24 protein-coding genes are annotated in these 23377 nt (G+C 47.9%); 12 read left to right on the top strand and 12 right to left on the bottom strand.

What is annotated here, in order from left to right; genetic code table 11:
• Positions 1-122 precede the first annotated feature (122 nt).
• Complete coding sequence (acs, locus tag GI364_RS17905) at positions 123-2087, top strand: acetate--CoA ligase (RefSeq protein WP_233095857.1); 1965 nt, start codon at positions 123-125, stop codon at positions 2085-2087.
• A 136-nt stretch (positions 2088-2223) separates the two neighbouring features.
• Here acs and GI364_RS17900 read toward each other — a convergent pair whose 3' ends face one another.
• From GI364_RS17900 to GI364_RS25155, 5 genes are all read right to left on the bottom strand, one after another.
• The gene (locus tag GI364_RS17900) at positions 2224-2550 is read right to left on the bottom strand and encodes a cytochrome o ubiquinol oxidase subunit IV (RefSeq protein WP_198850581.1); all 327 of its coding nucleotides are present in this window, start codon (positions 2548-2550) and stop codon (positions 2224-2226) included.
• A 1-nt stretch (position 2551) separates the two neighbouring features.
• Entirely contained in the window at positions 2552-3181 is a 630-nt protein-coding gene (locus tag GI364_RS17895; protein ID WP_370541795.1) for a cytochrome (ubi)quinol oxidase subunit III, read from the bottom strand.
• A 2-nt stretch (positions 3182-3183) separates the two neighbouring features.
• Entirely contained in the window at positions 3184-5157 is a 1974-nt protein-coding gene (locus GI364_RS17890; protein WP_198850580.1) for a cbb3-type cytochrome c oxidase subunit I, read from the bottom strand.
• A gap of 21 nt (positions 5158-5178) precedes the next feature.
• Positions 5179-6057, bottom strand: a complete 879-nt coding sequence (locus tag GI364_RS17885; protein WP_233095856.1) for a ubiquinol oxidase subunit II — start codon at positions 6055-6057, stop codon at positions 5179-5181.
• A gap of 331 nt (positions 6058-6388) precedes the next feature.
• Positions 6389-6514, bottom strand: a complete 126-nt coding sequence (locus tag GI364_RS25155; RefSeq protein ID WP_255524477.1) for a hypothetical protein — start codon at positions 6512-6514, stop codon at positions 6389-6391.
• Between the two features lie 151 nt (positions 6515-6665).
• Here GI364_RS25155 and GI364_RS17880 point away from each other — a divergent pair, with 151 nt between their 5' ends.
• From GI364_RS17880 to GI364_RS17860, 5 genes are all read left to right on the top strand, one after another.
• Complete coding sequence (locus GI364_RS17880; RefSeq protein ID WP_198850578.1) at positions 6666-7295, top strand: MBL fold metallo-hydrolase; 630 nt, start codon at positions 6666-6668, stop codon at positions 7293-7295.
• 346 nt (positions 7296-7641) lie between these two features.
• Positions 7642-8544 carry a cytochrome c oxidase subunit II gene (locus tag GI364_RS17875; RefSeq protein ID WP_233095855.1) on the top strand — a complete coding sequence of 301 codons (903 nt, stop codon included), beginning with the start codon at positions 7642-7644 and terminating at the stop codon, positions 8542-8544.
• Between the two features lie 63 nt (positions 8545-8607).
• Positions 8608-10539, top strand: coding sequence for a cbb3-type cytochrome c oxidase subunit I (locus GI364_RS17870; RefSeq protein ID WP_198854099.1), 1932 nt, complete (start codon positions 8608-8610; stop codon positions 10537-10539).
• A gap of 3 nt (positions 10540-10542) precedes the next feature.
• A complete protein-coding gene (locus GI364_RS17865) occupies positions 10543-11172 on the top strand; it encodes a cytochrome (ubi)quinol oxidase subunit III (RefSeq protein ID WP_233095854.1) in 630 nt (209 codons plus the stop codon).
• Complete coding sequence (locus GI364_RS17860) at positions 11173-11514, top strand: cytochrome o ubiquinol oxidase subunit IV (RefSeq protein ID WP_198850577.1); 342 nt, start codon at positions 11173-11175, stop codon at positions 11512-11514.
• Positions 11515-11692: 178 nt separating this feature from the next.
• Here GI364_RS17860 and GI364_RS17855 read toward each other — a convergent pair whose 3' ends face one another.
• From GI364_RS17855 to GI364_RS17845, 3 genes are all read right to left on the bottom strand, one after another.
• Positions 11693-11989 carry a HesB/YadR/YfhF family protein gene (locus tag GI364_RS17855; RefSeq protein WP_198850576.1) on the bottom strand — a complete coding sequence of 99 codons (297 nt, stop codon included), beginning with the start codon at positions 11987-11989 and terminating at the stop codon, positions 11693-11695.
• A 211-nt stretch (positions 11990-12200) separates the two neighbouring features.
• The gene (bshB2, locus tag GI364_RS17850; RefSeq protein WP_198850575.1) at positions 12201-12869 is read right to left on the bottom strand and encodes a bacillithiol biosynthesis deacetylase BshB2; all 669 of its coding nucleotides are present in this window, start codon (positions 12867-12869) and stop codon (positions 12201-12203) included.
• Positions 12870-12883: 14 nt separating this feature from the next.
• Positions 12884-13234: a YojF family protein gene (locus GI364_RS17845; RefSeq protein WP_198850574.1), complete on the bottom strand. Its 351-nt coding sequence runs from the start codon at positions 13232-13234 to the stop codon at positions 12884-12886.
• Positions 13235-13486: 252 nt separating this feature from the next.
• On the opposite strand from GI364_RS17845, the gene GI364_RS17840 reads away from it, so the two are divergent.
• The 3 genes from GI364_RS17840 (at position 13487) to GI364_RS17830 (ending at position 15933) form a co-directional block, all read left to right on the top strand.
• Positions 13487-14782: a methyl-accepting chemotaxis protein gene (locus GI364_RS17840; protein WP_198850573.1), complete on the top strand. Its 1296-nt coding sequence runs from the start codon at positions 13487-13489 to the stop codon at positions 14780-14782.
• 40 nt (positions 14783-14822) lie between these two features.
• A complete protein-coding gene (locus GI364_RS17835) occupies positions 14823-15221 on the top strand; it encodes a chemotaxis protein CheW (protein ID WP_198850572.1) in 399 nt (132 codons plus the stop codon).
• A gap of 130 nt (positions 15222-15351) precedes the next feature.
• A complete protein-coding gene (locus GI364_RS17830; protein WP_198850571.1) occupies positions 15352-15933 on the top strand; it encodes a glycerol-3-phosphate responsive antiterminator in 582 nt (193 codons plus the stop codon).
• A 46-nt stretch (positions 15934-15979) separates the two neighbouring features.
• On the opposite strand, the gene plsY is transcribed toward GI364_RS17830, so the two are convergent.
• Entirely contained in the window at positions 15980-16609 is a 630-nt protein-coding gene (gene plsY, locus GI364_RS17825) for a glycerol-3-phosphate 1-O-acyltransferase PlsY (RefSeq protein ID WP_198850570.1), read from the bottom strand.
• Between the two features lie 75 nt (positions 16610-16684).
• Positions 16685-17953 (bottom strand): hypothetical protein, encoded by a 1269-nt coding sequence (locus GI364_RS17820; RefSeq protein WP_198850569.1) that lies wholly within the window; start codon positions 17951-17953, stop codon positions 16685-16687.
• Positions 17954-18091: 138 nt separating this feature from the next.
• On the opposite strand from GI364_RS17820, the gene GI364_RS17815 reads away from it, so the two are divergent.
• Positions 18092-19492: a hypothetical protein gene (locus GI364_RS17815; protein WP_198850568.1), complete on the top strand. Its 1401-nt coding sequence runs from the start codon at positions 18092-18094 to the stop codon at positions 19490-19492.
• 188 nt (positions 19493-19680) lie between these two features.
• On the top strand, positions 19681-19839 hold the full coding sequence (locus GI364_RS17810) for a hypothetical protein (RefSeq protein ID WP_198850567.1): 159 nt from the start codon (positions 19681-19683) through the stop codon (positions 19837-19839).
• A 215-nt stretch (positions 19840-20054) separates the two neighbouring features.
• On the opposite strand, the gene GI364_RS17805 is transcribed toward GI364_RS17810, so the two are convergent.
• A complete protein-coding gene (locus tag GI364_RS17805; RefSeq protein ID WP_198850566.1) occupies positions 20055-21131 on the bottom strand; it encodes a sensor histidine kinase in 1077 nt (358 codons plus the stop codon).
• A 277-nt stretch (positions 21132-21408) separates the two neighbouring features.
• Here GI364_RS17805 and GI364_RS17800 point away from each other — a divergent pair, with 277 nt between their 5' ends.
• On the top strand, positions 21409-22104 hold the full coding sequence (locus tag GI364_RS17800) for a response regulator (protein ID WP_198850565.1): 696 nt from the start codon (positions 21409-21411) through the stop codon (positions 22102-22104).
• Positions 22105-22300: 196 nt separating this feature from the next.
• On the opposite strand, the gene GI364_RS17795 is transcribed toward GI364_RS17800, so the two are convergent.
• Entirely contained in the window at positions 22301-22900 is a 600-nt protein-coding gene (locus GI364_RS17795; protein WP_198850564.1) for a hypothetical protein, read from the bottom strand.
• Between the last annotated feature and the right edge of the window lie 477 nt (positions 22901-23377).

Below are 23377 nucleotides of genomic sequence, written 5' to 3'. Positions count from 1 at the left end.
TTTACAGTCTGGCGTGGTTGTTCTATTCTAAAAGAAAGCGCTTCCTTTCAATTGGTGTGGGAGAGCTTGTCGTTGGCGACTCAATTATGGCACACCCAAATCATGGTGAAAGAGGTGATTCAGTGAGGGATGAGCAAGCTTTAAAGATGATTGCAGAAAGTCCTCTTATCGCTCCGTCCGATGGGTATCGCAACAGTTCCTACGTTTCGGACTATGATGAGTATATGAAGAAGTATAACGAGTCGATTACCAATCCTGAAGGGTTTTGGAACGCTATTGCTGACGAACTGACCTGGACAGAACGCAGCAGTACAGTAATGACCGGAGAGATGCCAGATTTTAAGTTTTTCCCTGATAGCTTTTTAAATGTTTGTGAGAATTGTGTGGATAGACATGCCTTGAATCCGGACAGAAAGAACAAAGTGGCCCTTTATTTTGAAGGCGAAGAAGGCAATCGACGTACCCTGACTTACGGTCAATTGTATCGAGAGGTGCAGAGGTTCGCGAACGTATTAAAAGGCTTTGGTCTTGTAAAAGGTGACGTCGTGAGCGTCTATATGCCAAACCTTCCTGAGACCTATGTTGTGTTACTGGCTTGTCTGCGCTTAGGAATCATTTATAACACAGTATTTGCTGGTTTTTCTGCCGAAGCGTTACGTGAACGAATTGTCAGTTCCAACGCAAAAGCGGTTGTATGCAGTAATGCAAGCTATCGCCGAGGGCGGGTTTTGCGTCTGAAAGATACTGTCGACGAAGCCCTTCAGGGGGAAACACCAGTTCAGAATGTCATTGTTTTTTCACGAATACCGCATGAGCCTACGCCGATGAAAGAGGGACGTGATTATGACTACGGTGAACTCATGGCTAAAGCCGCAAGTGTCTGTCCTCCGGAGAAGTTAGAAGCGAATGCTCCCGGGTTGCTTATCTTCACAAGCGGCACAAGCGGAAAGCCGAAGGGAATTGTTCATGCCGGGGGCGGTTTTTTACTAGGCACGTATGCCTATACGAAGTACCAGTTGGACATCCAACCTGCCGATGTGTATTGGAACACGGCCGACATTGGCTGGTTGACATCGCATATTTTTGTGTTAGTTGGAGGTTTAGCGCTTGGTGTGACAACCGTCCTATACGACGGAGCCGTCGATTATCCACATACGGGCCGTGTTTATGAAGTCATGGAGCGTTATCAGGTAAACAAGTTATTTTCAGCGCCAACAGCTTTTCGGATGCTCATGAAGTACGGGACGGAAGTTTCGCAGAGGTACGACCTTTCTGCGTTACAGTTACTGGTATCTGTCGGTGAACCGCTGAATCCTGAAGCTTGGAATTGGCTTTATCATGATTTGGGTAAAGGGAAGGTTGTGATTAATAACACCTGGGGCCAGACTGAAACCGGAGGAACGCCTTTGGCATCCTTGCCTGGGGCAGTATCTATGAAGCCCGGTTCTTGCGGAGTTCCTTTCTTCGGACATCATTTAGACGTGGTCGATAAGGACGGGTCATCGGTAGCTGACGGTGAGGCTGGTTATTTGATTATACGAAACGTGTTTCCAAGTTTGGCGCGGGATGTGTTTGGGGACAGGCAGCGTTACATCACCGCCTATTTCTCACAAATGCCGGGGGTCTATTTTACTGGGGACAGCGCTGTACGGGATAAGGATGGGCAGTTCTGGGTGCTCGGCCGTGTTGACGACGTGATAAACGTTTCGGGCCACCGTATCAGCACAATGGAAATGGAGAGTTCGCTGATTCAGCACGGCGCTGTGGTTGAGGCTGCCGTTGTCAGTCAGCCGGACGAAATCAAGGGTTGGGTCCCCATTGCGTTTGTAACACTGGACAAGACCGTAACGGCGTCTTCGGAACTTGAGCAGGAACTGAAGGACAAAATCGTGGACGATATTGGAAGTTTTGCGCGGCCTCATCGTATGCATTTTGTCGATTCCATGCCAAAAACCAGGTCCGGAAAGATTATTCGCCGAATGCTTCGCGAAATCATTCAGGAGGGCACTGTCAAAGGGGATGTTACTGGGCTCGAAGACAGTGAGATTCTCGACAAGTTGATTTCCGACATTCACAAGGAGTCATGAAGATTCTGAGGGAGAGAAACTGTTACGCGCAAGCTGCAGTTGCACGATTCGCAGTGCTGCGGCTACAGATGAAAAGACAAGGCTCGGCTTCATGATATTTGGGGGTAAGGAACAAGAACGGGGATCCTCGGCGCCGTCAGTAGGCTTCGGCGCCGAAGGTCATAATCCACATAGAATAAGCGACAATTGTAATAACGAGAAGGAATCCAAGCGCAAGGAGCCAGATGTGCCAGGCTCGTTCATCGGATTCCGTCACATGCATAAAGAAAAACAGTTGGATGGCAATTTGGATAACAGCCAATCCGAGAACGACCGTAATCAGCCAGTCTCTAGGTAACGCACCCTGTTGGTCAAGCCACAGGGCGATGATGGTGAGTACAATTGACAGAATAAATCCTGCAATCGGTACGCCTAGTCCGTGCTCTCTGTGTGTCGATCTCATGTGCTCATCGGGAGATGACATGTCAATACATCCCTCCAATCATATAGACAACGGTGAACAAAAACACCCACACCACGTCAAGAAAGTGCCAATAGAGGGAGGTGATAAACACCTTTCTCGAAGTCACAGGTGTAATTCCACGGCGGATGACTTGAATTAGCACCGATGTAATCCATATAATCCCAAAAGAGACGTGGCAGCCGTGTGTTCCAACCAGTGTGAAGAAGGCAGACAGAAAAGCGCTTGTTTGCATTGTGGCACCTGATACCACATCCGACCAGAATTCGCTGACTTCAAGTCCAATAAACGATAAACCCAGGAGCAGTGTAATAATGGTCCAGGTAATCAAACCGGATTTGTTTTGACGGCGCATTTCATAGGTTGCAATACCAGACGTGAAACTGCTGGTTAACAAAATCAGTGTTTCGGCGGTGTACCCGCGCACATCAAATATTGCGGAAGGCGTTGGACCCGTAGAGATGTGTCTGTACAGCACCGCGTAGGTTGCAAAGAAACACGAGAACAACAGCATATCCGTAACCAAAAACACCCAAAACCCAAATATTCGCAGGGCTCCGTCCTCTGTGGAGTACTCTAATGGCTTACTCCGGGAATGTGATGGGATATGAAGAGACTCCTCAGTTGTTGCCATTTCTACAACCTCCCGTAAGCTGCTTCAGTTTCTTTGATTTCTTCAACCGGAATGTAGTGTGAATCCTCGTATTCAAAGGACCTCACGAGTAACAGCACGGCGACTGCCAAGAAGCCAAGAACAACCAGCGCATACCAGCTGAAAGCGAACCCGAAGCCCACAGTAAAGAAGCAGACGCCCAGGATGAAGGGTCTTCCTGAATTGTTCGGCATGTGGATTGGGCGTATTGGTTCCTGCTGTAAATCAAGGGTTGTCTTCCCCTCCTTGCGTTCCTGTTTCATGACCCACCATGCATCTCGTCTGTCCACATGCGGAATAACGGCGAAATTGTAGTGAGGAGCAGGCGATGGCAGTGACCATTCCAGTGTGCGTGCATCCCAGATGTCTCCCGTTGTATCGCGCTCGCCGTAAAAGGCACTGTAGACCACATTTGCGACAATAAGGACAAACCCAATGGCCATCATGTAGGCGCCGACGGTAGCAATAAAGTTGTACGGCCCCCATCCCAGTCCCTTCGGATAGGTGTAAATCCGCCGCGTCATGCCCATCAGACCAAGGGCATACTGAGGCATGAAACAAATGTAGAAGCCAAGGTTAAACCACCAGAACGCGTGTTTCGCCAACCCTTCAGAGAGCCTGTGACCAAACATCTTTGGCCACCAGTAGTACATCCCTGCAAGCATTCCATAGATGGTTCCACCAATGAGTACCTGGTGAAAGTGGGCTATGAGAAAGTAGCTGTTGTGGTACTGATAATCTGCTGGTGCAACAGCCAGCAGAACACCCGTAGCCCCGCCGATAGCAAAGTTGGGAATGAAACCAAGGGTCCAGAGCATTGGTGCCGTTATTCGTATCCGGCCGCGGTACATCGTGAACAGCCAATTAAAGACTTTGACACCAGTTGGAATTGCGATTGCCATGGTGGCAAGGGCAAAAAAGCTGTTGACACCTGGTCCCGCACCCATCGTAAAAAAGTGATGAACCCAGACAAAGTAGCTGATAACTGTAATCACCATGATGGAGGCTACCATTGATGTGTAACCGAAAATCCGTTTCTTTGAAAAGGTGGCAACTACCTCGGAAAACACACCGAATGCCGGCAGTACCACGATGTATACCTCTGGATGCCCCCAAATCCAGAACAAATTGACGTACATCATGGGCATTCCGCCCGCGAGCATCGTGAAAAAGTGGGCGCCTGCAACTCTGTCTATCAGGAGCAGGGCCAGGGCTGCAGTGAGTGCCGGGAACGAAACAATAATGAGGATACAAGCTCCGACAACACTCCATGTAAACAGAGGGAGACGCATTAAAGTAAGACCAGGTGCCCGCATCTTTAAAATTGTGACAAGAAAGTTGATTCCGGTTGCCATACTCCCAATTCCCGTGATTTGCAAAGACAAAAGGTAGTAGTTTTCTCCTGGTCCTTTGTCGAATTCAGCGCCTGCCAGTGGAGGGTAACTGGACCATCCTGCATCCGGAGAGCCGCCGATGACAAACGAGAGATTGAGCAATAAGGCGGCAAAGAAGAACAGCCAGAAACTAATCGCATTGAGATACGGAAACGCGACGTCTCGTGCGCCAATTTGCAGCGGAACAACGATGTTGAAAAGTGCAAAGATGAAAGGCATTGCAACAAACAAAATCATCAGGGTGCCGTGCGTTGTGAAGATTTCATTGTAGTGTTGGGGCCCCAGGAAGTGCATGTTCGGCAACATGAGTTGGGTCCTCATCAAAATTGCATCGACACCGCCGCGAAACATCATGAGCAGCGCTGCAATAAGGTACATAATTCCTATCTTTTTGTGGTCCACCGTTGTCAACCATTCAGTCCACAACCATTTCCATTTCTTGAAATAAGTCAGGACAAACAAGATGGCGACAGTGGCCAGAATAATCGACGCGTCGGCTCCATAAATCAGCGGGTAACCGGTTACGAAGAAGTGAGTTAGGAAATTCTTGATGTCAACAGGCATCGATACACCTCTTTTCCATATCTAGTCGGTTGCTTCGGTCAATTTGTGTTTCATATACATGCCGCCTTCTTGACGTACAATCCGTTCAAAACTTCCCGGAGGAAACGAGGAATACGCAGTTTCTTTCATAACACTGTCTTTTGTCAAGTCGTGATAGCCGGAGACTGTTAATGCTGGTGCGCTGGATTTCACTTGATTCACCCACTGTTGGAATCCGCCTTCGGGTTTTGCAACCACATTGAACTTCATGTGTGCGTAACCGCGGCCCGAGAAATTTGCGCCGCTGCCAAAATACTTGCCTGGATGATCCGCTTGCAACCACAGCCTCATCGCCATACCCGGCATGGTATATTCCTGACCGCCGAGTTGCGGAACCCAAAAGGAATTCATGGGCGCATTGCTCGTCAAGATAAACCGGACAGGGCGATTGGTGGGAATTGCGCAGTAATTTACTGTCGCAATATTTTGCTCGGGGTACTGAAACAACCACTTCCAGTTTAAGGAGGTTACCTGTACGGTCAGAGGCTTTCCCGTCACGTTCGCAGGCGGGCGCACCAGTCGAAATGTGTCTCGCACAGTTAGGGTACCGAGAATGCCAATAATGACAATCGGGATTCCCCACCAGACAATTTCCAGGGTTTTATTCTCCGACCACTGTGGTTCGTAAGGCGCGTCATTTCCTGGTTTGTCTCGAAAACGATGGATAATGTAAAACATCAAAACAATGACCGGGATGACGACAATCAAAGTTAAAGCGATGGATGTATAAATTAGATTCCTCTCGACTCTTGCTACGGGTCCGGCAGAATTCAGAACAAAGTATCTCTCTCCGCACCCTGTTAGCAGCAAGGGCATAGTAAACAGCAATAACACGCTCAACCTGCTCCATAGACGTTTCAAAGTTGTTGCCACTCCTTTCCCGCTGTGTACAAGAGATAAGCCAATGGTTTTCATGACGAATCTCTAGCGAATGAAGTAAAACAGGCGTGAGCTCAGGTGCACAAACTCTTGGAATTCCAATAGGAGAACGAACAAAAATACCGCTGCAATAACAATGGTCGCAGTTCTAGCATTTACGAGTCTTTTTCTCGCCTTTGTGTCGCGTCTTGGTCTTTGTCTATTCATAGCAATACTGTTCCCCGCTTACGGTGAATTATGTAGAACTTACCTATGGAGAAATGTTATGGACTTCGTGCTGAGTGCTTGTCCATCTGCTGCCGTTTTCTTTCGTCTAGTGCCCTGGAATCAGCTTGGCATCATACCACCACAGGACTCCTGCCAAAACAAAGAGAACCAGAACCGTAATGATGATAGACCAGTAAAGTGAGCCCAGACCTTTATTAGGGTTGCGCTGCATTGGCCTGCCTCCTTTTCATTTAAGGATAGATGGGGGCGTGCACTTGAGTGTATGGTGCGCAGTTAGTATGTGTGGGAGACCGGGATCTTAAACAACAGCAGTGCTAAAAAACGATATAATGATTTCGAACAGGTCGAGCGGAGGTGCGTGGATGAGAATTCATACAAATGTCTACTTACTCGAAGCCTCAAAAGGCAGCTACGTCTATTTGGTGATGGGTGACGAGCCGGTACTGATTGATACGGGTATGCCTGGCCGGGCTGACAGAATTGTTGCAGAACTGCAGGAACTCGGACTGCGTCCAGACGATATTGCACATATCTTACTGACGCATCACGACGTCGATCACATTGGCAATGCAAAGTTCTTGCAGGAACAAAGCAAAGCCACGTTGTGGGCGCCGGAACAGGACTTGCCGTATATCCACGGTACGGAGAAGCGGCACGGATTAAAGCGGGTTATCGCAACCCTCGTCAAGGCCGAGTCACCGACAGTTGATGCTGTCTATGGACCCGGTCAAAAGATTGGTAATCTGGAAGTCATACCTACACCGGGTCATACCCCGGGACATGTTTCTGTTCTGTATCAAGACACGCTTTTTGCGGGCGATCTCGTTACTTCAAGCAAAGGGAAACTGAAAGCGACTCCCGGTTTTCTGAACTGGAATAAGGGTGAGTTGAAGCAGTCGATTCGTACCGTAGGAAAGCTTTCGTTCGACTGGGTCTGTCCAGCTCATGGGACTCCGGTTCAACGCGGGAACCTATGGGAAGTGATGGTCTAGGTGGGCTAGCCGCACACAACATGGAGAAGTACGGATACGATGGAAGGACGAAGGCTTATTTGTTGCGTGGCTCGCTGAAGCGTAATTGTGTCAAGTAGTAAAAACTAAATTGGAGTTTCCTGACTGTAAATGGAACGGATTCTCCTACAGGGACCTTGTCGCTGTAGGAGAATCCGTTTTTGTTGTTGTCACGAAAAATAGAACAAAGTGTGAACGCCGGAATTTTATGCGCTGGAAGTGTGACGCAGATCACAAAATCAATATTTTGCCGCGTCGTATTCTGTTACTACAGTTTGATGCTGCCTATGTACTCACCAACGGACAGCAATAGAAAGGAGATATTGCCTTGCAGACGCCGAATCAACGTCGACGCCGCCATTCGAAATCGTTTCTGCTAGCCCTCTCAGCAGCGACAGCAGTATTGCTGACTGGCTGCGGGTCCAGGTTTGTAGTGTTGCATCCTGCCGGTCCTGTCGGCAGGGAAGAACTTCATCTTATTGAATTGTCGGCCATCCTCGTCTTGGCAATCATTACTCCGGTCTTTCTCTTCATGGTCTATGTTCTCATTCGCTACCGCGACAAGCCGGGGAATAAGGCTCCATATCAGCCAAAGTGGTCAGAGAACCGCACTATGGAACTGATTTGGTGGGGAATTCCGATTGTTATCGTTGCAGTTTTGGGCGGTTTCACTGCGAAAACTACATTCGCGTTGGTTCATCCCCCGGAAAAGAGTGTGAAGCCAATAACCATTCAAGTGACTTCACTGGATTGGAAATGGCTGTTCCAGTATCCGGGACAGCAAGTCGCCACTGTTAATTACGCTGATATCCCGACTGGTGTCCCTGTACGATTTCAACTTACGGCCAACGGACCCATGAACTCGTTTTGGGTACCTCAACTGGGAGGACAAGAGTACACCATGCCTGGAATGTCGATGGGACTGTGGTTGCAAGCCGATAAGGCCGGGACCTATTACGGCCACGGGGCTAACTTTACCGGCAAAGGTTTTGCACACATGTATTTTCACGTTGTTGCTAAGTCCCAGACACAGTTCAATCAATGGGTGAAGAAAATCAAGGCTACGTCGCCAAGACTGACGCAATCGGCATACAAACAACTTACAGACCCTAGTGTTGTGGGAACGAAGTCCTATTCAGGCTTTCCGCCCAACCTATACAAGGACGTGGTTTCGAAAGAGGGCGGAAAATACATGAATCATATGATGAAGGCTGCTGGACTCAATCATTAAGGAGTATTGAAAGGAGTGATTTTGGTGCCGCAATGGTTTTGGCACTTTGCCAACACATATCTCATGTGGAATGAAGGCCCCATGATTTGGACATCAGATGTGCTCATTTTGCTTACATCCGTCGGAATCATAGGTGTGCTGACGCACTTCAAAAAATGGAAATGGTTGTGGGATGAATGGCTGACGACTGTCGACCACAAAAAGATTGGCATTATGTATCTGATTGCCGCTTTACTGATGATGTTTCGAGGGGGCGTGGACGCGCTCCTTATGAGAACACAGCTTGCTGTGCCGAATAATCATCTGCTGACTGCAGAGCACTACGATCAGATTTTTACCACACACGGAACCATCATGATTCTTTTCATGGCAATGCCCTTTATCTTCGCCATGTTCAACATTGTTGTACCACTGCAAATTGGTGCACGTGATGTTGCATTCCCGTATTTAAACGCAATCAGCTTTTGGTTGTTCTTCTTTGCCGCCTTATTATTCAACTTGTCTTTTGTCTTCGGCGGCTCACCAGACGCAGGATGGGTGAGTTATCCTCCGTTGACGGAGTTGGGATTTGACAAGGGACCCGGGGAAAACTTTTACTTGCTCGCTGTTCAGATTACGGGAATTGGGAGTATCGGAACGGGGATTAATTTCCTTGCGACGATATTTAAGATGCGTGCTCCTGGCATGAAGTTAATGAAAATGCCTCTATTCACCTGGAGCGTAGTGGCAGCAAGCATCGTTATTATTGCAGCCTTTCCGGCACTTGCAATTGCTTTGGCGTTACTGCTCTTAGACCGAGTCTTTGGAACCCACTTCTTTACAATGCTTCACGGCGGGGACCCGATGATGTTTGTCAACCTGTTTTGGATTTGGGGACACCCTGAAGTCTACATCGTCATTTTGCCTGCTTTCGGGATATTTTCAGAGGTCGTGGCAACATTTTCGAAGAAAAGGATTTTTGGGTACAGTTCCATGGTTGCGTCACTTCTGCTCATCAGCGTTATCAGCTACTTCGTTTGGGCTCACCATTTCTTCACGATGGGAGCTGGTGCGAATGTTAATACGTTCTTTGCGGTTGCATCGATGATGGTGGCGATTCCAACTGGAGTGAAGGTATTCAACTGGTTGTTTACCATGTACCGAGGCCGAGTGACCATGTCACTGCCCATGTGGTGGACAGCATCTTTTGTTCTCAACTTTCTGATGGGCGGTGCAACAGGAGTCATGTTAGCCGTTGCACCCGCAGACTATCAATACCACAACAGTTACTTTCTCATTGCTCACTTCCACCAAACCCTGATTGGTGGAACAGTCTACGGACTCTTAGCTGGCATGTACTATTGGTGGCCAAAAATGTTTGGATTCAAACTCGATAAAAAACTTGGTATGTGGGCTATGGTGCTGTTTAATATTGGGTTTTATGTCTGTTTCATGCCGCAATATGCCCTGGGATTCATGGGTATGCAACGACGTATGTACACCTACCCGGCAGGCATGGGTTGGGGTACTCTCAACTTCATTTCTACAATCGGTGCTTATCTAATGGGTCTCGGCTTTTTGTTCATTGTCATTGAAGTCATTTACAGTATCAAATACGGTGAACGGGACTTGACTGGAGATCCTTGGAATGGAAGAACGCTGGAATGGTCTTTGCCTTCACCGGCACCTCACTACAACTTCGCTGTCATTCCAACGGTGACAGAACGGGATTATTGGTGGGAGTTAAAGGAAAACAACAGAACCCATGAACTCCGACCGAAAGCAGAAACCTTGAAGTCGATTGAAATGCCAAAGAACAGTGCTCGACCCTTCTTAATGGGAGTCGCGTTCTTTTTCGCCGGTTTCGGATTCGTTTTTCACTGGTTGATACTTGGGTTTGCTGCACTCGCGATTGTTGCGGCCATCATGATTCACCGTGCTTTGGAAGTTCATGACGAATACGCTGTCCCTGTCGATGAAATTCTGGAGACAGAAGCAGCCACGGGGAGGTTATAAGCTATGGCAGTCTCAGAAACTCATCTCAAGCAAGGCGCTGCTATGTCTGAGCTGCCGTTGGAGTACCAAACTCCCAACGACTCCGTTAAAATCCTGGGATTCTGGATTTTTCTTGCAACGGACATGCTGCTGTTTGGGTGTCTGTTCGCCACCTATCTGGTGCTTCGAACTCATACAGACGGCGGTCCTACAGCTCATCAACTGTTCGACGTTCCCGGCTTTACCTCAGAGACGTTCATTTTGTTAACGAGCAGTTTTACAGGCGGGCTTGCAACCCTATCTATGCGCAATGGAAACAAGAGGGCAGTTATCAGCTGGATGATTGTGACTATTTTACTGGGCTTGTCTTTTATCGGCTTTGAAGCCCATGAATTTGCAACGGACGTACTGGCCGGAGCAACCATGCAACGCAGCGCCTTTCTGTCTGCGTTTTTTACCCTCGTAGGAACACATGGAACGCACGTCTCCATTGGCATTGTATGGATGCTTCTAACAATGATTAACGTGGCTCGACGCGGCTTGACGCCTGCAACCTCTCGAAAGGTGTTCATTGTGAACCTCTATTGGCACTTTCTGGATGTTGTCTGGGTCTTCATTTTTACCATCGTCTATTTGTCAGGGGTGGTGATGTAGATGTCTGCACAAACCGGAACATCTGTCCAGCAGCAGACAGTAACACCAAGGCACAAACATAAGTCAGGAAAGTACATTGTTGGCTATCTGCTTTCCTTGGTGCTGACGGGTATTTCGTTCTCCTTAGCATTAACACATTCAATGAGTTTCCAACCATTGATTGTTGTTCTTGTGATATTGGCAGCGTTTCAGATTGTCGTTCAGTTATTCTTCTTCATGCACGTTACGGAGAGTGACGGGCCAGCCTATCACGCAATGGGCCTCGTGTTGGGCTTGTTTTTTACCTTCGCCATAGCATTCATGTCGGTTTGGATTATGGGATTTAACTCCATCGTATCGTAAAAAGTAAAGTTATGTTGACCGTAAAACGGCTGTCCCTTGGCTGTCTTTAGCAGCCAGGTTGGGGCAGCCGTTTGTTAACTCTTCACGGGTAGCGTAATAGGGAACAACGGGATGATGAACACACGCAATGGTGAATAAACGTACTCAGACTGGCAGCCTGAACGCTCCGCTGTCTGATCTAATGAAGCGATTCTACTTGAAACTGAATTTCTTCCTCATCTGGATTGTAAACTACACTTAAATCATTTCCATTAAAGTACCAGGCATCTTCTTCGCGGACGAAAAACAGGATATTATGCTTGGTTACACTGGTAGCGACGTTTGTAGGTGACTCGACAGTTACCCCCAAGGAAAAGGCAGGGTGCACGGTAGACTCTCCGCCATATCGTACAAAAAACCTGACACCGTCTCCTTTTTTCACTGGGAGTTCGTCGTGAAACCATTGTAGTGACTTGGCATCCATCTGGATATTCATAGGTGCGTCACACCTTCCTTTGACGGTAGTGTATATCGCTCTATTACTAGTCTGCCGAGAAGGATGAGGAGAAGATAGTCTCAGAGAGACTATCTTCTCTGGTATAGAAGGACTAAGAGACGACGGCGGGACGGCGGGGTGGTATGTGTACGGGCACCTAATGCTGTTCTGAGGTTGTAACATTGTAACACTTCAAATGTTGTTCTACTGCCTAGTCTTCAAAAGGATACAGCCAAAACATTTCTTGTTGCAGGAATTGCTCAACTCTCCTCTTTGCTGCCATATCTTGTCCGCTTTCAAATTGTTGGAGCAACCCTTCGCTTTGCGAGCGGTGTGCACGAATCGCATTGAGCTTTGTCTTAGACGTCTGAGTGATGTCGACGACAACATCAGGCCGTCCCAACGCGTCAAAGCGATTTCTCGCCATTGCCATGCAATGTACTGGTGGACGTGACTCTTTGGGCAGCTTTGCCACAGCTAAGACCGTCGCATGTCCCATCGCATTATGATCAGGGTGCACAGCAAACCCCGGATACTGAGTGATGATTAAAGTAGGATTGACTTCGTTTATGACTGCTAGAATTCTGTTGGCCAGTATTTCGGGATCTTCAAATTCAACGGTTTTATCTCGGAGTCCCATGAACCGCAAATCTTGAATATCGAGAACTGCGCAGGCTGCCTCAAGTTCACTTTTGCGAATGTCTGGAAGCCGCTCTCTTGTAGCAAAAAACGGCTTTCCCATATTCCTGCCCATCTGACCCAGCGTTCCGCACAAATAGGTGACGGGAGTACCTGCTTGACGATGCAGAGCAATGGTACCTCCTGCGCCAAAGGACTCGTCGTCAGGATGAGGTAATACTACCAGTACGTGCCGTTCCACATTGTTTCCTCCTGTCACATCCTGAATGGTTGCGGGCTGACTTCAAGTGCGACGGCCAGGCGGCCTAATTCGTCGTGTCCCGCCAGCAGCAGCCTTCCTTCACTGTCGAGTTCCCAGTCGGTTAAGCCTTCCGCATACACCCAGCCGTTTTCCATTTTCAGTCCGACGCGGTGGGGGCCGTTTCCAGTTATCACACCTCGTTCGTAACGGATTTTGCCGTTGCGAATATAAGCTCCCACGTTCATCTTGCTCTCAGAATTATGCGTAGCATAAGCTCCGTTTGTAGTTTCCAGGTGAATATAGAGATCCTGATTTGCGTATTTATCCAGTTCGGATTGTACTTGGTCTTTTACGATCCGCTCCATGCGAGTTCCTCCTTGTCACTGCACAACTATTCTGTCACATCGTATCACAGCGAGTGGTCTTTGTTCCACTCAACTTACTGTTTCTGGAGGTCAATTTATAATGTCGACTGAAGGAGAATTGGACATAAAATCGTTTCATTTTATGGTATGGAAAGGTAGGGAAATCCAGCTTATGAATGGAATGACTATAGGCGCTGCGCCAAGGCAGATCACAGAAGAACAGTGTTGAGGTCAAGGAGGTTCGAAGATTTTATGGGGCTCATTAGAGTGTTTAATCGATGGACTATCAGTACGAAAATCAGTATTTTATGGGCTGGAATGGCTGTGGTTGTTGCATGTATTAACGGAGTTATGCTGTTTCTAGCTCTTGCGTTAAAGGATTTAAAAGCAGTGTCTGTATTTGCGGCAATCGTTATTGCATCTGTTGTGATTGGCACGATTGTCTCCTTAAAATATGTTCAATGGCTCATGAAGCCAATATCTGTCCTATCCCGCCGGGTGAATAGCATGGCTGAAGGAGATTTCAGCCATGTGCAGCTAGACGTCACAGCAACGGATGACCTTGGTCAATTGGCTAAGAACCTGGAAACTATGACAGAAAGGGTTCGGGACGCTATCTACAAAATGCAAGGAGCTGCGGATTCAATTTCATCGGCAAGCCAGCAACTGACTTCCAGTGCTGAAGAAACAGCGGCCACCGCTGAAGAGGCCGCCAATCAGACTCAGGAAGTAGCAGATACAGCACTCTCCCAGAAAGAGCAGTCCGATGAAGCACTGCGAAAGATGGAAGAGGCAATGAAGCAGATTGTGGACGTTTGTGCATTTTCTGAGACTTTGTATGAAGAATCAGAGCAGTCATTGCTTCACGCGAATGAAGGCAAAGCCCAGGCTGATTCCGCAGAACAGCAAATGCGGGGTTTTCAAATTACCATTCAGAATGTGGGCACCGTCATGGCAGAGTTGGAACAGGAAGTGGAACGAATTGTTGAAACTATGTCGCTGATACAGCGTATTGCTGCACAGACCAATCTGTTAGCTTTAAATGCTTCCATTGAAGCAGCACGCGCAGGTGAGGAAGGGCGAGGATTCGAGGTCGTAGCGCAGGAAGTGCGGAAGCTGGCGGACGAGTCGAAGACGGCAGCTAAGTTTATCGTGCAATTGGTAGAGAGTATTCACGGCCGTGTGATACAGGCGGGTACCATGATGAATGAAGCGCAGCAACAGACGAAACAATCTACGGATGCCGTCTCTCTATCCAAAGGTATGTTTGTTCAGTTCGCAGAAGAAGCGGGTCACAGGGCTTCGTCTGCTGAGAATGGAACCAAGGCCATGAAGTTGGTTGAATCCTCAGCAAAGACATCGTCAGAGGCTTTGCAGTCAATGAACAGAATCTCAAGGCAAACAGCACAAACCCTTGAAAAGATTGCCGCGTTTGGTCGGCAGCAAGTCGGTACAATGCAGGAAGTTGCGGCGAGTGCCGAATCACTGAATACACTTGCAGAAAATCTTAGAAAGGCAGTATTGCGGTTTCACACTGAGAGGGTATAGTAAACAGCAGAGACGTTAAGGGTTCAGAAGGAGAGATGGTATGAAATACGTAGTCTTTATGATGGGAACAGAGCGATATGCGCTGCCCGTTGATGAAGTACAGTCCATTGAAGAGGTGCCGACAATTCGGCCGGTGCCGCAAGCCCCAGAACATGTTGTGGGTGTTACCAACCTAAGGGGAAGCTTAATTACTGTGCTTAGTCTGCATTCTATCCTTCGTGTACCAGAAGCCGCGAGGACAAGCGAGACGCGCGTCTTAGTCACCCATTCAGGCGCCTACATAGTAGATTCGGCACAGGATGTCATAGAGATTGCTGACAATGAGATTGATGCTTGGGAAGGTTCAGATCCGCGTGTCCGAGGTGTTTGGTCACGGGGGTCAGACCTGATTTTGATTTTAGACACAGTGGAGCAGACGCAAAACTCCACATCGGCGTAAGCCTAGTCTAACAACGGCCGCAAACGTGGTACCTCACGCTGCGGCTTTTTTTGTTGGCATTACAACGATGTATAATGGCAAAGTAGAGGTCTTGAATTCACCTGGTGTTGGATGCATGGGAGTTGACAGGATGGATTTTAACGGACAAAAGATTATACCGGCAGCACGGTCCATGAAGGATTTTGAGTTGCTCATGAAGACACCCTACGAATATGTAGTGTATCTGGATATCCACGTCGCACAATTGATTTATTTAAGACGGATTGCGCGCGACAACGGAAAGAAGCTGTTACTGCATGCGGACATGATTCAAGGGCTTCGTCATGATGATGCCGCCGCGCAGTTTCTGTGTCAGGTGATTAAGCCCGCCGGACTGATTTCAACACATTCAAATGTCATTGCAACGGTAAAAAAACACGGTCTCATTAGCATCCAGCGGATCTTCCTGATAGATTCACATTCGCTTGAGACCAGCTTTCGCATCATGAAGAGTTCGTCTCCTGACTATATTGAAGTCCTGCCGGGAATGATGCCCGGCATTTTGGAGGAAGTGCACAGCCAGATAGAGTATCCAATCTTGGCCGGCGGATTTATACGCAGCATGGCGGATGCCCGAACGGCGCTCAGTCACGGAGCTGTTGCGGTGACTACATCAGCTAAGGAGATTTGGCGGAAAGCGCTGCAACCAGGCAATGTGGGAGAGCACTTGTAAATCACCTCGGCCCGGACGTATGAAAGCCTCTTTAGCCGTCGCGAGATTAGTGTTCTTCTTCCTTGCTGCTGAGGTTCGCTTCTTTCTTTTCAAAAATGCGGCGTTCTGTGCCATTCCAGAGTCGCACAATATTTTGTCGATGTCGCAAAATCGAGAATGCAGCCACAATGGCGCCGAAGATACTGGGTATAACAGAGGGGTACATAATTGCGGCCAAGACAGATGTGAGTGTCGTAAAGCTAAGCGATCCAAGTGACACATAGCGTGTCACGGAAATGAGTGCGAGGGCGAACGCACCAGCAATGATAGCGGGATGAAACATCGATACAGCGAGGACACCAATAGTTGTGGCAACGCCTTTACCGCCTTTAAAACGAAAAAACACAGGCCAGTTGTGCCCAACAATGACGGCGATACCGCAGGAATATAAAAACAGCGGTGACGTGTTGGGGAACCATCGTGATGCTGCTAGTACGACCACAACGCCCTTTGCAATGTCCAAAACTAATACAAGAATTGCCCACTTGACACCCAAGACTCGAAGTGTATTCGTCGCGCCAGCGTTGCCGCTGCCGTGTTGGCGAATATCAATGTGTGCCACGATTCGACCGATAATCGTACTGAAAGACAAAGAGCCAATAAGATAAGATAGTATGACGCCTACTGCAAACACCATATGACCTCCTGGACGGGAATACCTGCTAGGTTCGGCGAGAATAACACACAAAGGGCTTTTTAAAACAGCCTGCCGCTAGCTGTCTGCCGGCCTCTTCCCTCCGATTGTAACCACTTTCGCCAACGCTGCAAACATCCCTAATACACCAAAGATGCAAAAGAGACCAAACAGTACCTGCCACACGGTGCCGAAACGGGCCGGTTCTTCGGTTGGCAACAGTAGGTAAACAAGACCTGAAATAACTCCTATATAGTAACCGATAAAGCCCGTTGTGGCTACGGGTTTTGATATCATTTCATCAATAAGCGGCGCCGTTTTTCTGTCTTTACTCTTGCTAAATCGGTATTCAAACCACAGAAACGGTATCATTTTCTGGATGTAGGCCATCATCATTGGAATGAGGCCGGCGAATGTAAATAGGTAAGCTCCGACAAGAGCTGTATGGGTGCGTCCAATACTCCATCCTATCAAAACAAGACACAGTGCGCCAAGGCTAATAGCGAGGGCCAGCAGCGCTTCTTTTAGGGGCAACACGATTCGCTTTCGCTTTCTTGCTCTGAGAATTCTTACGATGTCGGACGAAAAGCCGACGACTGCAACGCCGGTAGCCAATATGCCGAGCACAAGGAGCAGATGGTTTCCCGTAATCTGCGCCAGAAGATAGCATACAACTGCGCTATAGTAAAATCCTGTAACATACGGGAGCCTGGCATGGTAACCGTGACTCAAGGAGAACATCGGAACGAGCTTATAAGACACAGCAATAACCAATCCACCCCACATCCCAATGCCGCCCAAGACCACATGAGACAATAACACCGGTTGTGTGACTTGAGAAGCGACAAAAGCCTGGTACAGCCCGAGGGTTGTAACGCCGATAAAAGACAGGAACGGCCACGCGAGTTGTCGGTGTACATGAGTTTTATTTCTCGCGTGTCGGTAACTCCTGAGAACAAACCACAAGTAAGCACAAGCAAACGCAACGAGCACGCTTCCGAAAATGCCCACCCAGAGATACCGCGTCAAGCCGAATCCGACGACCATTCCCGCTACAGCAAACAGGTGTGCAGGCAAGTGCCATTGATAGACGTGTCTCGGCAGAGGCGAAGCCTGAAATGCAATGGGGACAATCTGATACAGAACCCCAAAGGCAACGGTTAACATGAACCCGAGAATGGTAAGATGGATGGCCATTAATGAATCAGGTGTCAAAGTTGTTCCGTCGCGCCACGAGTGGAGTGCGAATGTGGACAGGAGCAGCCCTGGTAGTGCCGCGATTAGACCGGTTAAGATATAGATCACGGTTGGTGATAAGCGTTTTTTGGCCGCGTTTTGATTCGCCATCTTCATCCCCTCCTTCATCAGTGTACTCATGAACAGAGACAGAGTGAGTGAGGTGGGTCACATGGTTGTGGAATGCGATTCGATAAACTGGGAGACAAAGAATTCATCTTGAACATCTGAACCGAGGGGTTGGATACTGTGCCGATTCAACAAGCTTTAAAGCTTCCCAAAGTCTTTATTTTTACAGCGTTCATCAACTTTATTGTTGGCGCGACGTTAGGTGGAATCATGGCAAGCTTCACAAGCTTGTGGCCCGTTCTGTCCGCCTATCATGCTGAACTAAATCCGTTTGGCTGGCTGACAATGCTAATCTATGGCATGACTTATATTGTGCTCTTTCTGTCTCTTGGTCTCAAGTTACCAAGGCGCTGGCAGGGAGCGGTTCACGTTACTGCGGCAGAAGGAAGCATTGTGCTGATTCTCCTTGCATTACTCCTGCACAGTCCTCTTTTGGATAGAGTCGGACTGTTCGTTCAAGCACTTACGCCGCTTTTGTTTATGGCAAATATCTTGTCGATGGTTATCAGCAGAAAGAGAAGCAGACAGGTAGCGTCGTTTCCAAAGCATGCTGAGCAAGCGCAGCTTGAAATGGAAGCAACGGAGCAGGGGCAAAACGCATCCCAATCTCTAAATCAGGACCCAAGACCTCGTTTGGACGTCGCATCATCATGGAGCAACGAAAAGCGTATTCTATCGCTGTTCGGAGTCGTGAGCGAGTTAAAGGCCACCGACAAAGTGGCGCAGAGGGGTACAGACGTCAGTCTGATGATTTTTATAGTCGCTGCAATTTGGATGGTTGTTGCTTCCTGTATGCAGCCCATAACATGGCCCTTTGAGACGGGGAGAACTCCACAGTTATTAGTTTACTATGGTTGGATTGCCGGAACGGTACTGTCTGTTGCTATGCATTTGTACCCTCGTTTATTTGGAGTGCGGTCGATTGCAGGGTGGTATGCTCAGACAGCTCAGGTTGCATGGGGCATCGGCGTTCTTCTCTTTCTCTCAGCAAGCTTCTGGACCCCGCTTGAAACCATCGGCGGCCGCGTTGTCGGATTGGGAATTGGCCTGCAGGCGGCAGGGTTTCTAGCGACTATGCGGGCTGGCAAAAGTGTGTTTGATAAGCAAAACAAGTTTCACACACTGCATGTACTACTGTGGATGATTTCATGGTTTTTCGCTTTTGTCCTAGGTACGCTCTTGTTGATTGGAATCTCTCCGTTGTCACTGGCGGCCCTGCATCTGCTGTTTTTGGGCTGGATTACTACCCTTGTTTACAGTATCGGTTATAGGGTCTTTCCATTGTTGCTTGGGAAGACTGGGCCACCGCGCGTTATAGCGGCTTCACAGGCTGTCATGGCGGTCGTAGGAGCGATACTGATGCCTGTCGCCTTTATCAGGCTCATGCACGGCGGTCAAGGTGCATTTGCACAGCTGGCGTTAGGGGGCATTCTGGCAGCACTCGGGGCACTCATCTTTTTGCTGCAATGGGTACTCTCTAAACCTCAAAAGGTCGCACAGCATTCAGAATCGATGACATAAGCTCGTTGGACTGAACTGCTTAATGAACAGGTAGTTCAATTTGTGTCCAAATAGTTAAAACAGACGAAATGAACTAGTCTAAGTTGATAGTCTAAATGAGTGACTCAAGTCTGTCGTTTTTGGCCTGTCGGAATCACTGCCGCTACATGTATTCTGCGTATAAGAAGTTTAATTGGGAGGCGAAACACATGCACAGTAATACAGCGGTGAAAGTTCAGCAGCAAGCGTCAGAGGAAACGCAGAGTGAATCCAGGTTAGGCACAGGTACAATTATGATGAGTCTGCTGATTATGACAATGGTCTTTTCAATCGTCTGGTTCGGTCTATTTAATCCCTTTATGGCTTAGGCTTAACTTATACCCGTTCCGGTACTTCCGCAAAGTAAAAAGGACAACTGCAACTGACAGTCCTCCTTCGGTATCTATTGTATCTATTGCATTTGTTGTATCTCTTTCATCGGGTTCTTCGCGCAGGTTTTTGACCAGCCCTGTGTTTATCTTGTCTCAAAGGTTTTCGTTCAGTCAGCACGTGCTGTGAAAATGAATCGAATCAGTTCTTGGTGTCAGGAAGAGACAACAGGAATTGTAATCATCACTTTCGTTCCCTGCCCGATTGCAGAATCAACGGTTACCCTGCCTTCAATCAGATTGGCCCGTTCTCTCATGGAAGTCATGCCATAGTGTTCGCACCCACCGGTATCCTGCGTTTCAAATCCTTTTCCGTTGTCAGACACCTCCAATAGAATTGCCTTCTTGTTCTTAAGGTATTGCAGACTCACATCGACTTCCGTAGCTTCAGCATGCTTGCGTACATTCGCCAATGCTTCCTGCATGATTTTGACGGCTTGGGTGGCGACAAACGGATCGACCCTGGGAATATCGTGGGTTTTGGTTACATGAGAAAGAATTTTGTAGCGTACACCGTAATCAAGCACATAGCGTTTTACATATGCTGAGAAGTCATCAGAGATGCGGAACGTAAGATCGTAGATGGCTTGTCTGAGGTCTGTAAAACTCCTCTCCATGATATTGCTGATAGCGCTTAATTCCGGCTGCGATACAGTATGTCCATTCTCGAGTTCGTCGAGGAGGGACTTCGTCTGCATGTTGGCATAGGCAATATCTTGGACCACTCCGTCATGCAAATCTCGTGCCAGGCGTTCTCGTTCCTGCAAAGTGTATTGCAGTTCATTATTGTGCCTCTGGGCTTCCTCAAGGCGTTTTCTTTCGGAAATGTCTCTAATTGACATCAGCAGATACGGGTTTTCGTTCTCAAACGGTATATAGGAATAGGTGACAGCCACCGGAATATCGTTACCCTTGCTGTCCGTAATGTTCATCTCAATATCTTCGACTGGAATTTTGCTGGATAAGACACATTGACCAAAGCACCGTTCATCGTCAAAAGTGCCATTCTCATTGTCATGGCATTTGAACAGGTCACCGCAAAAACTGCGCTCAGAAAATTCGGTCCCCAACAAACTTCTAGCTGCAGGGTTCATGTATAGCACTTGCCGCCACTGATCTAAGATAACCATTCCATCAGCTGCATGATTAAAAACAGCCTTAAACAAGGTCTGAGGCAGCGCCTGCGTCTGACCTTGGGGTTTTGGTATGGACTTATCTGCTGCAGGCCGCATATGACTCCCTCTCTTCTACATGGACTGGGCCCGTAGATAGTGTATCCGGACTCTGTGCAAACGATGTCGTAAGGACATACGAAGCCTTACTGACAAGGTACCATAAGTCTTGGCAACATGCGCATGCCACAAGGATGACTGCAAAGTAGTTATAATGGACTATTTTGCTTAGTTATATACAACTATATGCTCTCATTACATTCACATATGGAGGAAATAAGCGAAACAGGGTATGATAGTGAATAAAGAACGACACTTAAGGTTAGGAGCGCAAAATATGCCGGGTACCGAGGATGTTCAGTCCAAGATCCGTGTTTTAGTCGTCGACGATCACGAATTGTTTCGTCAAGGAGTCTGCTCGATTCTCCAGAAATCGAGTGAAATTGATATTGTGGCGGAGGCTGAAAATGGCGAGATCGCCATTGAGAAATGCCGCGAGTTGCTGCCTGATGTGGTCCTCATGGATATTAACATGCCCGTTTGTGACGGACTCGAAGCGACAAGGCAGATTAAGCGGGAACACCCGTACGTGAAGATTTTGATTCTGACTGTGTCTGATGCTGAAGAAATGCTGTTTGAAGCCGTCAAGTCGGGTGCATCTGGCTATGTTCTGAAGAACGCCAGTCCGACGGTTGTGATTGACAGCGTTAAACGTGTCAGTGCGGGGGAACCGGTCATTCCAGGGAACCTTGCCATGCAGATTATCAGTGAATTTTCTAAACCTGCTTCCAAGCCCGTTCGACAGCAGGTGGACGAATTGACGGAGCGTGAAGTTGAGGTATTGCGCCATTTGAGCGTAGGCTCGACGAATAGAGACATCGCCAGTGCTCTTTATATCAGTGAAAACACAGTCCGCAATCACGTTCGGAATATATTAGAGAAGCTGCATCTCGGAAATCGTGTGCAGGCCGCGGCCTACGCAGTTCGAGAAGGGTATGTTATTGAGCAAGATGATGACGACGAGTCAAAGTAAGGGCAATTCTCAGCCGATATTCTTTGCGGCTGAGAATTGCCCACTCTTTTGGTGCGGTAAAATTATTTGACGACCACTGTTAATTCCTGAAACCCCATATTCGAATCTGTTCTTGATACACCTCTACTCTTGATACACCCTTTGATGCATGCTTCGGCATCGCCCCGGCGAACTTTTCACCAAACAGACCTGCTCCCTAGTGAATCGTGGTCTCCTGATTTGCCTCTTTCAATTTATCTTGCTCCATTTCATTAAACAGATGCTCCAAGCGGGACAGCTCTGCTGTTGCTTTTTCCAGGGTTGCGTCTTTCTGTTCATCCGTGTCTAACGGAAACAGCAGGAATCGCACCGCGGCTAACGATGTTCTCACTTCGTTGGTTACGCTCCATGGAATGACTTGATCGGAATGGCTTACAAACTGCTGTTGCTGTATATGTTCCTGCTGTAGTTCTTTTTGCTCTTTGTGACGGTATCCCAGCCATGTAATCATTATATATCCGGTTATTTCCATGAAAATGACAGACGCCTGCATATGGGGTATTGCAGCAGCAAATAATTCGATGCAGGTGAAAGCTAGGCCCCCTAGTAACGCGATGACAATGCCAAAGAAATAGCTTAGCGCTCCAACGACCATAATACCTGCAACAAACCATACGTGTCCCGTCGACGAACCCCATATGCAAAGGGTTACAACAATCAAGGCAGTCAGAAGACTGGACCGCGTTTGTATCGCATCAACAAATAAGGCATCTGTACGGCGAATTTTTTCCCCTGTTCTGGAGATTCTCAGTCTCATCTCAATCACCGGCTTTTAGATTTCCAAAGTCATTATTTCAGTAAAAAACCACTAACAACACGTCAGATTTCTTCTGTTCTTTGGTTACTATCTTAAAACCTCTTATGAAATACCAGAAGATTAGAATGCACCATTTTTGACTTTTTGCAGTGTACATGCGGCCGGTACAGATGGACTACGGTCCGTAGTCTAAGACAACCAGTTTCGAAGACGAATACATTAAATCCTATATGACGACAGCAAAGCGATTTCACCTTCGAATGTGACGCTGTTTTCGTGCAAAGCACACAGGTCCCGTAAACCATTTTACAGATTGACTCAAACCAGCGGCTGTGATACAGGTAATATGGCCTATACTTTCTTATTGAGTTATGACGTTGACACGGTTCCTTATCGAAGTGCGTCAGCGGCTCAATTCACACCTGGCCACACCTTGTCTGTGTTGGGTGAGATAGAGACTACGACTACAAATGCGGG

This window comes from Alicyclobacillus sp. SO9 (assembly GCF_016406125.1).
Taxonomy (GTDB): Bacteria; Bacillota; Bacilli; order Alicyclobacillales; family Alicyclobacillaceae; genus SO9.
This window is presented reverse-complemented; position numbering and strand designations above follow the sequence as displayed.